This is a genomic window from Methylobacterium sp. J-068, from assembly GCF_022829445.1.
Taxonomy (GTDB): Bacteria; Pseudomonadota; Alphaproteobacteria; order Rhizobiales; family Beijerinckiaceae; genus Methylobacterium.
In genome coordinates this window covers 1-11,147 of the sequence record NZ_JAKSXY010000051.1, presented here as the reverse complement: position 1 = coordinate 11,147, position 11,147 = coordinate 1, and the positions used below count along the sequence as shown (strand labels likewise).

Annotated in this window: 12 protein-coding genes and 2 pseudogenes; 5 read left to right on the top strand and 9 right to left on the bottom strand. The window is 61.6% G+C overall.

Annotation, left to right across the window (positions count from 1 at the left end):
* The 5 genes and pseudogenes from MKK54_RS05945 to MKK54_RS05925 form a co-directional block, all read right to left on the bottom strand.
* A pseudogene (locus MKK54_RS05945) lies at positions 1–141 on the bottom strand (c-type cytochrome biogenesis protein CcmI); the annotation flags it as partial.
* A 274-nt stretch (positions 142–415) separates the two neighbouring features.
* Positions 416–586 (bottom strand): annotated as a pseudogene (locus MKK54_RS05940) (glyoxalase superfamily protein); the annotation flags it as partial.
* Positions 587–849: 263 nt separating this feature from the next.
* Positions 850–1,092 (bottom strand): hypothetical protein, encoded by a 243-nt coding sequence (locus MKK54_RS05935; RefSeq protein ID WP_244009867.1) that lies wholly within the window; start codon positions 1,090–1,092, stop codon positions 850–852.
* Positions 1,093–1,555: 463 nt separating this feature from the next.
* A complete protein-coding gene (locus tag MKK54_RS05930) occupies positions 1,556–2,200 on the bottom strand; it encodes a ParA family protein (RefSeq protein ID WP_244009865.1) in 645 nt (214 codons plus the stop codon).
* Positions 2,201–2,515: 315 nt separating this feature from the next.
* Positions 2,516–3,403 (bottom strand): LysR family transcriptional regulator, encoded by an 888-nt coding sequence (locus tag MKK54_RS05925; protein ID WP_244009863.1) that lies wholly within the window; start codon positions 3,401–3,403, stop codon positions 2,516–2,518.
* 107 nt (positions 3,404–3,510) lie between these two features.
* Between MKK54_RS05925 and MKK54_RS05920 the strand changes: the two genes are divergently transcribed.
* The 4 genes from MKK54_RS05920 (at position 3,511) to MKK54_RS05905 (ending at position 7,548) form a co-directional block, all read left to right on the top strand.
* Positions 3,511–4,392, top strand: coding sequence for an SDR family oxidoreductase (locus MKK54_RS05920; RefSeq protein ID WP_244009861.1), 882 nt, complete (start codon positions 3,511–3,513; stop codon positions 4,390–4,392).
* Between the two features lie 403 nt (positions 4,393–4,795).
* Positions 4,796–5,095: a hypothetical protein gene (locus tag MKK54_RS05915; protein WP_244009860.1), complete on the top strand. Its 300-nt coding sequence runs from the start codon at positions 4,796–4,798 to the stop codon at positions 5,093–5,095.
* Positions 5,096–5,206: 111 nt separating this feature from the next.
* Entirely contained in the window at positions 5,207–6,835 is a 1,629-nt protein-coding gene (locus MKK54_RS05910) for a methyl-accepting chemotaxis protein (RefSeq protein ID WP_244009858.1), read from the top strand.
* Positions 6,836–7,317: 482 nt separating this feature from the next.
* A complete protein-coding gene (locus tag MKK54_RS05905) occupies positions 7,318–7,548 on the top strand; it encodes a DUF6894 family protein (protein WP_244009857.1) in 231 nt (76 codons plus the stop codon).
* Between the two features lie 591 nt (positions 7,549–8,139).
* Here the strand turns inward: MKK54_RS05905 and MKK54_RS05900 are convergent.
* Positions 8,140–8,367, bottom strand: a complete 228-nt coding sequence (locus MKK54_RS05900) for a hypothetical protein (RefSeq protein WP_244009869.1) — start codon at positions 8,365–8,367, stop codon at positions 8,140–8,142.
* Here MKK54_RS05900 and MKK54_RS05895 point away from each other — a divergent pair.
* Positions 8,303–8,542, top strand: coding sequence for a hypothetical protein (locus MKK54_RS05895; protein ID WP_244009871.1), 240 nt, complete (start codon positions 8,303–8,305; stop codon positions 8,540–8,542). The genes MKK54_RS05900 and MKK54_RS05895 overlap by 65 nt on opposite strands.
* Positions 8,543–9,282: 740 nt before the next feature.
* Here the strand turns inward: MKK54_RS05895 and MKK54_RS05890 are convergent.
* The 3 genes from MKK54_RS05890 to MKK54_RS05880 all read right to left on the bottom strand — a co-directional run bounded on the left by MKK54_RS05890 (position 9,283) and on the right by MKK54_RS05880 (position 11,045).
* Positions 9,283–9,711, bottom strand: a complete 429-nt coding sequence (locus MKK54_RS05890; RefSeq protein ID WP_244009856.1) for a DUF3597 domain-containing protein — start codon at positions 9,709–9,711, stop codon at positions 9,283–9,285.
* Positions 9,712–9,880: 169 nt separating this feature from the next.
* Positions 9,881–10,333 carry a Tellurite resistance protein TerB gene (locus MKK54_RS05885; RefSeq protein ID WP_244009855.1) on the bottom strand — a complete coding sequence of 151 codons (453 nt, stop codon included), beginning with the start codon at positions 10,331–10,333 and terminating at the stop codon, positions 9,881–9,883.
* A gap of 526 nt (positions 10,334–10,859) precedes the next feature.
* A complete protein-coding gene (locus MKK54_RS05880; protein ID WP_244009854.1) occupies positions 10,860–11,045 on the bottom strand; it encodes a hypothetical protein in 186 nt (61 codons plus the stop codon).
* Positions 11,046–11,147 lie beyond the last annotated feature (102 nt).

Here is an 11,147-nt window from a genome sequence, read left to right as displayed (position 1 = left end):
GCGCGCCCGTTCCAGGGCGGCATTCGCCTTGTCGCGCTCCTTGAGCACGCCGTAGGAACGCACGAGGCGCAGCCAGTCCTCCAGGGTGCCGCCCCGGTCGGCGAGGCGCCTGTCGAGGCTGTCGACCATCGCCCGGATGGCCCTTGCGCCCATCGAGGTTGTCGAAGGCAAGCGTGCGGCCCTTATCCCCATCGATACGCATCCAGAGGGAGCCGGCTCCAGTCACCTCACTGGCCTTTAGCTGTGCGCTGAGTTCGAGCCGCTTGTTGAGGAAGCCTTCGGCTCGGAAGTTCTGCATCAGCGTTCCAAAGCCTGACGACGCATGACCCGAGATCGGCTCTGCAAGAGCTACTCGGAAGCGGATGACAGCGCAGTTTTCTGCTGGATCGAAGCCCATCTCGTAATCGTCGCTGCGTGTGCCGCCGACGTTCCAATCTTCGGGCAGACGCAGAACAGGCCGGTCGAGTTGAGCAGCCAACGTGTTCCAATCTCGCCAACCGAATTGACGAGCTACGCACTCCAGACTGTCACTGTGAGAGATATCGACACGTCGCTCGGCAAGCGCTTGACGAAGGCTTTTGGCCATTGCCTTCGGGTCGTGGGGAATATTCATATGTCCGATCCTTGAACCGGGCAGTCACTTGTATCGGGGCTCGCATTGCCGAGAGGACCGCCCTGAAGGCCAGACCTATTCGGAGAGGTATGTGCATTCACCGTACCTTGCGGCGCGAGCGGCAGGCTGCACTAGCCGCCGATAGGAAAGAGCCTGTGGCCAACGCTGTCAAGCTGGGAGGGGAATGGCCGCTTTAGGTCGATAGCAACCTAAACGATCTGTCGGGTATACGATCGTTAACCACGCCCGGCCAGTAAGGCATCTCTAGCCGGGCGCTGAGATGCAATGTCGAGACCGATCGCGATCAACGCGATCGCCATGTCGACCCCCCGCATCGCGCGGTCACGGTTCCAGCCATTGTTGAGACAAGCCTGTCGAATGCTCGGCTCGCGTCCGGCCGGAGCATTGAGATAGGCCTTCAGCTGCGCCTTCATCCGCCAGTCCGCGATGCACATCTCGGGCCAGCGCTGCACAGTCATGAAGCTGTCCGTCGCGTTAGCGGGTACCAATTCCTAATCGTACCAGCCTAGTGTAACTGCGTAGCTGCGTCCATACGTACTTACGTCAGTTAGTAGGTACGTAAGGGCTCACATAGCGGTCTCGTTCCTCGCACTAGCTAACCGTCCTTGTGCAATAGGTCCATCAGGGCTTGTTCAAGCACGTCCTGATGGCTCAAGCCGCGATCGAAGGCGAAGCGGCGTAGACGTTGATATTGGCTCTCAGAAAGCCGGAGAGTCAGCGCCTTTGCCCGAGGCTCTGGCGCTTGGACCGGACGGATCGGTATGCCAGGCTGGAGAGGTACAGGTGCCAGTTGGGACACAGGTTCAAGGGTCGATCGAGAAGCTGGTTCAGCCGCTCCCCGCTGCTGCATTGCATCGGGTCGGCTCGCGCCTTTCGTTTGAATGAACCCGTCTAAAGATGGCACGCCCTTGGTGCTCATGGTCAATTCTCCCGGCCTTGCGTCGCGACGTGCTTGCGTAGTTGCGTCATTACGTACCCAAGCACCTCCTTAACCTCTCTAGCTGACGCTGTCTCGGGTTCAATCTCGGTCACAGCCTTTCCAGAGATCGCGGCCGTTGGAAAATCGGTTCGATCATGGATTACGGTCGGTGCCAGCTTGCCGTGCTTGGCGAGGGCGAGGACGGCCTGCATCTGCAAACGGGTGCGTGGTTTTGCCTGCGTCAGTACAAAGACGAAGGGTCGTCCGGCTTCCTCAATGAGACCGAGCGTATCGCCTACGGCATCCAGGTCGTCAGGGGAGGGGCGTACAGGGACGATAACCAAGTCGGCGTGCGCCAGCAGCTGACGGATCTCAGGGTGGACGGAGGGTGGAGTATCTACGAAAAGGTACTGGAGCCCAGCGTCCGCCAAGCGGCTGATGCTCGAACCGAACTCGCTCATGTCGAGCTTGAGAAGCGCTGGCTGCTGATCCTCCCGCCTGTTCCACCAGTTCGTAAGAGACCCTTGTGGGTCCGTGTCGAGGATTGCCGTTGCGCCGAACTGCTGGTGCGTCGCCACCGCTAGGTTGCGGATCAGCGAGGTTTTTCCTGCTCCGCCTTTCTGACTTGCGACCACAATGACGTACATGCTTGCCTCTTTGCGTACTGACGTAATAACGTAAGGATGTCAGCGCCTCAGTATGTACGCGCGCCTCGATGTGAAGCCTAAGTCGCTAACGGCTGGTTAACCATACGGGGGACGGCTGACAGATGCCTGGTGCTTCAGGGGCTTACTTTTTCCTGTCCGGCGGGCGTCCCCGCTTCGGCGCTGCGACAGCCTTCTTTTCCTGCGTCCGTGCCCGGATAGATGCCATGATGGGTGCCGCTCCAGAAGCGGACGCGTAGGTGATGATGGACGCGCCCAACGGGTTCCGCAGTTACGCTGACCCGGCTTGGGACGCCCTCATCCCTCGGCATAGGATGACAGCTCGTCCGGCGTCCCGTTCGGAAACGCCCGCTTCAGATGGTCGAGGAACGCCAACACGCGCGCGTTGAGCAGACGACGCGTCGGGTAGAGCACCCACAGCGCGATGTCCGGCGCGTCTACGTCGCCCCAGTGGACGAGCGTGCCCTCGGCCAGATCGCGGTTGACCAGCGAGATCGGCAAGCGTCCGGCGCCGACGCCCGCGCGCACTGCGTCGCGGACCATGATGAGCGATGCCAAGCCGAGGACCGGCTCGACCACGATCGTGGCGGGGCCGGCCGGCGTCCTCACCCGCCATGCCGCACGGTCGCTCCCCCGCACGACGACCGGAACGGACATGCCCTCGTTCGGCCGGGCGAGGTCGGGACCTGCCACCACCACCAGTCTGTCGCGCAGGAACGCGCGGCCAACGAGGCGCTCGTCCGGGTCCGGGTTCACCCGGATCACGAGGTCGAAGCCCTCCTCGATCATGTCGACGGCTCGGTCCTCCGTCGTGACCTCCAGCCGGACTTCCGCGTAGCTGAGGGCGAAACTCGCCGCGAGTTTGCCCATCACAGTCTGGGAGAACAGCAGGGGGGCACTGATCCGCAGGCGCCCACGGGGCCGCTCGCCACCCGACGCGATCGCCGCTGCGGTTTCCTCCAGTTCGGTGAGCAGCGAGCCTGCCCGCTCAAACAGTGCCCGCCCTTCCTGCGTCAGCTTCAGATTGCGTGTGCCCCGCTCGAACAGGCGTACGCTCATGCTGGCTTCCAGTTCCGCCACGCGTCGGGACAACGTCGCCTTCGGGCGTCCGGTAGAACGGGCAGCCTTCCCGAACCCTCCATAGCGGGCGACGAGGGCGAAGTCGGAGAGGGCGAGTAGATCCATCGTTCCACCAGTGAGACGGAGCGTCCAGATATAGCGGCTATTGAGGCTGGCGTGGATCGCTCATCTTGGGCTCAGCCAAACGGCTCGAACCTTAAGGAGCGCTTCCCATGACCATTCTCGTCATCGGTGCCACCGGCCGCATCGGCCGCAACGTCGTCAAGCAAATCACCCAGCGCGGCGCGCGCGTCCGTGCGCTGACCCGCGATCCCGCCAAGGCCAGCTTCCCCGAAGAGGTCGAGGTCGTGAAGGGCGACCTGCTCGACATCGACGCGCTACGTGCTGCCCTCTCCGGCATCCGCACGCTGTTCCTGCTGAATGCGGTCACGGGCGACGAGTTCACTCAGGCAATCATCACCCTGAACGTGGCTCGCGCCGCAGGCGTCGAGCGGGTCGTCTACCTGTCGGTGTTCGACGCAGACCGCGCCGTCAACGTTCCGCACTTCGCAGTGAAGTACGGCGCTGAGCGCATGCTGGAGGCGATGGGCTTCGGCGCCACGATCCTGCGCGCAACTTACTTCATCGACAATGAGGTCATGATCAAGGACGTGATCCTGAACCACGGCGTCTACCCGATGCCGATCGGGTCCAAGGGGGTCGCCATGGTCGATGCGCGCGACATCGCCGAAGTTGCAGCGATCGAGCTGATCCGCCGTGACGCGGCGCCGGGTAATCTGCCGATCGAGACCATCAACCTCGTTGGTCCCGACACGCTCACCGGCGTGGACGCCGCCGCGATCTGGACGGAGGTGCTGGGCCGCCCGGTCGCCTACGGCGGCGACGACCCGAGCGGGTTCGAGGGGAACATGGCGACGTTCATGCCGACGTGGATGGCCTACGAGATGCGTCTGATGGCGGAGCGCTACGTCACCGACGGCATGATCCCGGAGGCTGGCGACCGCGAGCGACTGACCGGCATCCTCGGCCGCCCGCTGCACAGCTACCGCGACTTCGCCGCCGCGCTCGTGACCCAGGAGACGGCAACCGACTGAGCGCTCGCCGCCTTCGCGGCAACTGTCACGAAAGGGTGAGGCTCCGGCCTCACCCCGAGCGCATGCGCTTTACCTTGGAGCGCTGCCACCGTCGGTCGACGGCGGCTTCCTCCGCGATGCAGCCCGAACCGGTCGGACCGCTTACCACCCGGGCCCGTCGTAAAACGGACCGGCAGATAGAGACCCTTCCGGGACGTTCTGAGCACCGTTCCCCGTTCCTGGAAGCAGACATTCGGTCGGGGTGGAACCTCGTGTCGGCATAGCATCGCCTGTAGGATGGTGGCCTCCATCCTAAATCGTGAGTCAATCGACGTTGCCGACCACAGCTCCACTCGATCAGGGCGAAGAAGGCGCGGGGGCCCTCAGCGTCACCGTTACGAATGGGGCGGTCGACCTCACACACATGCAACGCCTCACCATATTCCGGAACTACAAGCGTCCGCGAGTGATCCTCGCGCTAGCGGTCATGTCGATCGCGGTCGCGACCGCCTTCGCGGGTCTCATCAGCATTGTGGACGGCCGGGTCCGGCTTGCCGACTTCATCTCTCTCGTCTTCCTCATCCTGGTGCTCTACGGCGTCATCGCGGCGACCGTAGCCCTTAGATGGCTGCTTGAAGGAAGCGACGGAAGCGTTTTCGGTTCTATCTCGAAAGAGGAAGGCGCGTGCCGAGTGAGGGCCACGAGCTACTCGTACCTGATATGAGCTGTTTCGCAGTGGTTGGATGGTGTGCGGCCTACGCCTAAGACAGATAGGCGTCGCTCCCTGGTTGCATCCAAACGCGATCCCTAGTTCCTAAGGCAAGAGAAGCTGAACATGCCGAACTCGTTTGGCCTCAACCGCTCACTTGGCGGTGCTATTGGCATCATCGCACTGGTGTCGGTCCTCAGCAGCGGAGCTGTGCTCGTCACCCTTAATCAGTTGCACGAGGCCACGGAAGCACGCGCTCGCTCAAGCCAGACGATCCGAGCCCTTGGCGAGTTCCGGTCCGCGATGCTCAACCAGGAAACGGGGTTGCGCGGCTATCTGATCACTGGCCGCATGGGCAGTCTGGAGCCTTATCAATCAGGTCGGCCAGCCCTGAATGAAGCCATCAATCGTCTCAGGGCTTTGATCGGTACCGAGGGCGAGACGTCGCGGTTGCTGGCGGATGCCACAGCGGCAGCGCGGACCTGGCAGACCAACATCGGTGAGGCTGCCATTCGAAGTGCTGCTGATCCAGCGACACGGCCAGACGCGATCCGTCTCGAAGCCGATGGTGCAGGCAAGCAGCTATTCGATACCTTCCGTGCAAAGCTCATGGCCATTGAGATCGTAGAAAAAGAGAACCGTCTCTCTCAGAATAATCGGCTTATGCGAGCAGAGGCTAATGCGCGCTTTGCTCTGTGGGTTGGCGCCTTGCTCACTCTTCTGATCTGCCTTGGGATCGGGGTCGCCATCAACCGGCTGATCGTCCAGCCAATCACCAATGTCATGGCCTTTGTCGAAAAGATTGGAGACGGTGATCTGACAGGTCGGCTAGCTGCAACGAGCCGGAACGAGATTGGGCGGCTCGGGACGACGCTCAACGCGATGGTAGGAGGGCTTTCCGATCTAGCAAGAACCAATCGCGCGGCAACAAACGACCTGAACGCTGCCGCTGCCGAAATTCGAGCCTCGACCCAGGAACAGGCTGCCAGCGTCGAGGAGCAGTTTGCCGCCGTTCAGGAGACTGCCGCAACCGTCGACGAAATCGCGCACTCAGGCTCACAGATCACCAAACGCGCGAATGAAGTCATCCTCACAGCGCAGAGTACCGCTCAGACGGCGCGTGCTGGATTGCGGGCGGCAACCGATACCGCCAAGGCCATGGATGCGATCCGTGAGCAGGGCGAGGCTGTGGCTGGCAACATCGTGGCGCTCAGTGAGAAAACGCAGGCCATCGGCGACATCATCGCGACGGTCAACGACATCTCTGAACGCGTCCACCTGCTTGCCCTCAACGCGGCCATCGAGGCCGCAGCAGCAGGCGAAAGTGGGCTGAGCTTTGCTGTTGTTGCATCGGAGATGAAGCGGCTTGCCGATCAGGCCAAAGCTGCGACTACGCAGGTGCGAGGCATTCTTGGTGAGATCCAGCGTGGTATCAACTCCTCGGTGATGCTCACCGAAGAGGCGGTGAAGCGCGCCGCGACTGGTAAAACGCGCACAGACGCCACCGTTCGTACAATTGAAGAGATGGCAGCACGAGTGGAGGAAGGCGCGCAAACCTTCCAGCAAATCATCGCCTCAACGAACCAACAGCAACTCGGCATTGAGCAGGTGACGGGCGCGCTCCACAACATCCGTCAGGCCAGTCAGCAGGCAGCAACCGGTACGCGGCAGGTCGAAACAGCCTCTGCGAACCTCACCGAACTGGCTCATGGTTTGCTGACGCTTGCAGACCGCTATCGGCTCAATGCGTCTTGATTTGTGAGTCGCCATTGCCGTGTTCGAACGGACGTGTCCGGTTGCTCCGACCAACCTGTCGTCGCACGGGCGGGATGATCGCCGCCTCCTCCGGTACGATGTCCGTGCCCTTCACGAATGGATCGACCTACTGAGCGGCCGCGCGGCGGGCATGCCAGATTACCGCGACTGGCTGGCTGAGTTCGATCCCTGACGGCCCCAGGATCGCATCACGCGCGGCGCAGAAGCCGATCGAGCGTTCGCTCACATTCCGGCCGGCGCAGGCGTCTCGGAGGCGTTCAAGCGGGCCTGCATCGTCTTCCCTGTCTTGAATGTGACGTGTGGAAGAATGCTGAAACGGCATCAAAATTTAGGGGGCATCCCATCCTGCGGCAAAGCAGACACCGCATGTGTGTTGCCTCCTGCACAGCTCGCAGGTGATGCTCGGTTTTGGCCTTACCTCGCGATCGCGCAGAAGAAACGAGGCGGCCAGAGGAGTCGCCATGCTGGACCGGTTTTTCTTTGATCTTACGAACGGCGCCGAGACTCTTCGGGATGAAATTGGGGCCGAGGCGACGGATATCGATGAAGCGCGTCGAGAAGCCCAGGTCGTACTTGGTGAAATTGGTAGGACCGGCGAATTGGACGACAGCTCAGGCCGCTGGACCCTGTTGATCAGAAATCGGGATGGGGTCGTGCTGGAGCGGGTTGAAATCGACGCGCTCAACAGCTGAGCCCGACACACGCCGGCCTGCTGCGTACTATCCCGGCTCCAGGGCTGTTCACACTCGACCACCGGTGAACTCTTTAAGTCCAAGGCCGTGACTGAGGAGGACGTAATCGCGGCGGTCGACGCCTTCATGGCGGACCCGACGATGAACGCCTTCCTGTTTGGCGACGGCTACCGGATCAATCTCCCCGAGGCGGTACGCTCGCACGAAAGGGCATCGGTTACGGTCGGCACGAAGGACGCGACCGAGTACCTGAAGCGGGCTGCCGTACGCACCGCGAGATCAGGCGACGGATTCACGAGATGGCCAAACTGGCTCCTCGACGGCGTGTCGGGAGTTCGAGGCAAACTGGCGTACAAGAGGACGCAGAATGGCTGTAGAGCCAGAGACCGACGAGGTGTTCCGCGAGCGCATCCTGAGGGTCGCGAACGAAGAGGATCATCGAGAAATCCGCGTCGCGCGCGGAGTTGAGTTGGACTACCTCGGCCGAAAGTACGGGCGGTTCCGGTATGGGGTCCCATTGGCGGAAACGAAAAACCCGCTACGGCCGGAGCCGGGCGGGTGAAAGGTGATCAGATCGATTGGCTTGCGGGGTTACATGCCGCCGCCAGGGCTGCCACCACCCGCACTGCCCGTGCTCCCAGCACGCGACGGCTGCGCGGCGTTTCCGCCCGCTGCAGAGTTCCTAGTGACCGTGTCGGCACCAGTGGCACCGCGTGATCTTACACGGGTCGGGCGGCCACCCGTGTTGTTCTGCATGCTGGTGACGACACCGCCACCTCGCTTCTTCGAGCGCGAGCGCGCATCGGCCTCGGTGCTCATCTGGACAAGGACCAGGGAGGAGAGCGCCAAGGCGCAGGTCGAAAGGATCAAGGTTTTCATCTTTGCTCCTGTAGTTTGCAGAAAGAACTTAGGCGAAATCGTGCCGCTTCAATCCCTTACTGCTACGATCGCTGCGGACGGACAGAACCCGTTACGGCTTGCGCGGGGCGGGTGAAGGCACGCACTCCGTCGAAAGGTGATTCGACACGCCGCACCGATCCGCACATCCAAGCAGAGCTTCGTCGGAGAGGTCGCCTTGGTCAGATCATCGGAACTTGAAACCCACGCCCGAGCTAAGGAGCTTTTCGAGCTTGAGAACCCAGGCCGTCTCTGGCGATCCCCTGCGGGAGCGGTACCTGGTTCGGAGATCGATCGCTCGGCTGCCAGTCTCGTGGAGCGACAGAGCTATCTGGTGCGCATCCGTATCCAGATGCGTGCCGAGGGCGCGGAGATTGAGACCGAAGAAGAAAGCCCGCCACAGCGTTCGTCGGGCGGGTAAGATATCTAGGGTGGTCCGAAGCGCTTAAGGAGCCCCGTACTGCTCCAGAGATCCATTTGGACGGTGTTGTCTCTCGCGGATGCGGTCGCGATTTGAACCGCGTCCGCATCGCTGACCGCCTGAAGGTCTCGCACGCGGATGATGCGGCTATCGCTGTGCCTTGTGATGGCGCGATATGACCGAGCTGGGCTACGGCCGCCAGCGACCTTCGTAGGCGTGTCATCAGTCAATCAGCGTCCTCCTTTGCGCTATCGCGCGGTCGGGGCGCGGTACGATCAGCGCAGCGGAAAAGTTTCAGGAGGTACGAAAAAACCCGCCACGGCCGGAGCTTGGCGGGTGAATTTTGAAATTTGAGGCGTTTGTGGGAAAACGGTCTCCTGGTAGCCGTTACGTAGGCGTAGAACGGTTGACCGTGATCAGTCTTTAAGGTCGGCCGGGACCTTGCCGCCGTTCTCTTCCAGCTTCTTGATCACCTGCTTGTGCAGCCAGACGTTCATGGTCGCCGAATCCTCCTTGTCGCCGGTGTAGTGCAGCTCGTCGGCGAGCTGCTTGCGGGCGGTGAGGCTCGAATCGAGGTCGAGGAGCTTCATCAGGTCGACGATGGAGGTGCGCCAGTTCAGGGTCTGCGAATTCTTCGCCGCCATGCCGTTCAACACCTCCTCGACGTCGACCGGGCCGCCAGCCGAGGCGCCGGTGCTGGTCGGGGTCGAGGCGGGGGCGTCCGAGCCGCCGGCGGAGGGCTGCGCATCCGCCTGAGACGGCTTGCCGTCAGCAGGCTTGGCCTGCGCGTCGCCGCCGCCGAACGGATGGAGGATCTTACCGACGATGCTGCCGAGGAGGCTCATAACAGATATCCTTATCGTTGGGTCGACAGCGCAGAGTGCGATCGAAGACGCCCCTAAACGACGTCATGACCAAGCTCGTTCCGGCGTAATTTTGCTCATCCCATTTATCGATAGAACCTCACCTCAACCCGAGGGAGTCGATTGGGGCAGGGCGCTTGGCGGAACCCCGTTAGGGCGCGATGGAAGGTTTGACGTGAGCTAGGCGGAGAAGAGTCTCTTTGTCGACTACGAGAGCAGCAGCGATCTCATTGAGCGCACGGTGTTCGACTTCGCTGATCCCCTCGTGATCGGCCGCATCCGCAGCAATCAGGAAAACGCCGTTACGTTGCTCAATCGACCTTTCAGCAATAGCAGCCACACGGCTCAGGTTATCTGCACGGCCGACACGTGTCCAGACTCGTCCAATGCCGTCAAACAGTTCGGTTTCGAGCATCAGCGTGTCGTAGCCTTTGTCTATGATGGCATTGGCGCTCATAGCCAATAGGGCGGTCTCAACCTCGCCCTCATCAACCTCGCTATCAGCTACGATAACGTTGGAGGCAGCAGAGACAGCGGCATGCATCAACGTCTTGTCGCCAAGGTATGCGGTGACACGTTCGACGAGATCCTGAAAAATGCCCATCGTGAATTCCCAAACGGATCGAGGCTAAAGCGTATCAGTGTCCCGATGCTTCGACGTACTCTGCTGCGTCGAAGGCCGCCTGTACCCATCAAGCGTACCGCTATCTCGTTCGCTGGACGAGCGAAACCCTGTATGTCTGTAAGCAACCCACACCCCGACGGCTTACGCGTAGACCGAGCCGGCGGGGTGGAAACTTATGGCTAGTTCCCCCACATCCGACGATGTTGGGCCTGACGACCGCTCGTCCGACGGTGCATACGGTGGGAAGACATCTTCCGACGCATCATGCGCACCTCGGTGATTGTATTGACAGATGTCGTTAAAGCCAGGCTGGGGCCAAGGACTACAGCTGAAGCAGGAGCACTATAAGCGATCGTTCCCAGGGCCGTGAACGCAACGGTGACGATAAGTGATTTGTGCATAACAACTTCCTCTCGTGCTGCCATCACGCCGCAGAACTCTGCTGCCACATGGGTGAAGCGCGGTAAGAACGCACGAGAAAGCGTTTCGGGCCAAGTTTTACCACTCAGGATTTGAACGCGGCCTTTTTCTTCGCGAGACGCAGCGCCTTGAGGCGGGCAGGCTTCTCCTCTAGCGCTTGTTGTGCCGCGTCATGAGCGGCCCGCGCCTCACCGTATTGGCGGTCTCTCTCCAGATGCTTGGCTGCCGTTGTTTCGCGCCGATCCTGCGCGCCGCTGTCATCGCTCGTCATGGGGCACTCGACCTTCGGCTGCGACAGCATCAGCGCGGTTTAGCCTGGCTTGCAGGCGCCCAGCCGTTGGCCTGGAGCGCCTTCGCCAGCTTGGCCCGCGTT

Coding starts and splice junctions, on each gene's coding strand:
- MKK54_RS05885 (WP_244009855.1), bottom strand. CDS start 10,333: ATGGGCATTTTTCAGGATCTCGTCGAACGTGTCACCGCATACCTTGGC.
- MKK54_RS05890 (WP_244009856.1), bottom strand. CDS start 9,711: ATGAGCCTCCTCGGCAGCATCGTCGGTAAGATCCTCCATCCGTTCGGC.
- MKK54_RS05895 (WP_244009871.1), top strand. CDS start 8,303: ATGCTGGTGACGACACCGCCACCTCGCTTCTTCGAGCGCGAGCGCGCA.
- MKK54_RS05930 (WP_244009865.1), bottom strand. CDS start 2,200: ATGTACGTCATTGTGGTCGCAAGTCAGAAAGGCGGAGCAGGAAAAACC.
- MKK54_RS05900 (WP_244009869.1), bottom strand. CDS start 8,367: ATGAGCACCGAGGCCGATGCGCGCTCGCGCTCGAAGAAGCGAGGTGGC.
- MKK54_RS05905 (WP_244009857.1), top strand. CDS start 7,318: ATGCTGGACCGGTTTTTCTTTGATCTTACGAACGGCGCCGAGACTCTT.
- MKK54_RS05925 (WP_244009863.1), bottom strand. CDS start 3,403: ATGGATCTACTCGCCCTCTCCGACTTCGCCCTCGTCGCCCGCTATGGA.
- MKK54_RS05920 (WP_244009861.1), top strand. CDS start 3,511: ATGACCATTCTCGTCATCGGTGCCACCGGCCGCATCGGCCGCAACGTC.
- MKK54_RS05880 (WP_244009854.1), bottom strand. CDS start 11,045: ATGACGAGCGATGACAGCGGCGCGCAGGATCGGCGCGAAACAACGGCA.
- MKK54_RS05910 (WP_244009858.1), top strand. CDS start 5,207: ATGCCGAACTCGTTTGGCCTCAACCGCTCACTTGGCGGTGCTATTGGC.
- MKK54_RS05935 (WP_244009867.1), bottom strand. CDS start 1,092: ATGACTGTGCAGCGCTGGCCCGAGATGTGCATCGCGGACTGGCGGATG.
- MKK54_RS05915 (WP_244009860.1), top strand. CDS start 4,796: ATGCAACGCCTCACCATATTCCGGAACTACAAGCGTCCGCGAGTGATC.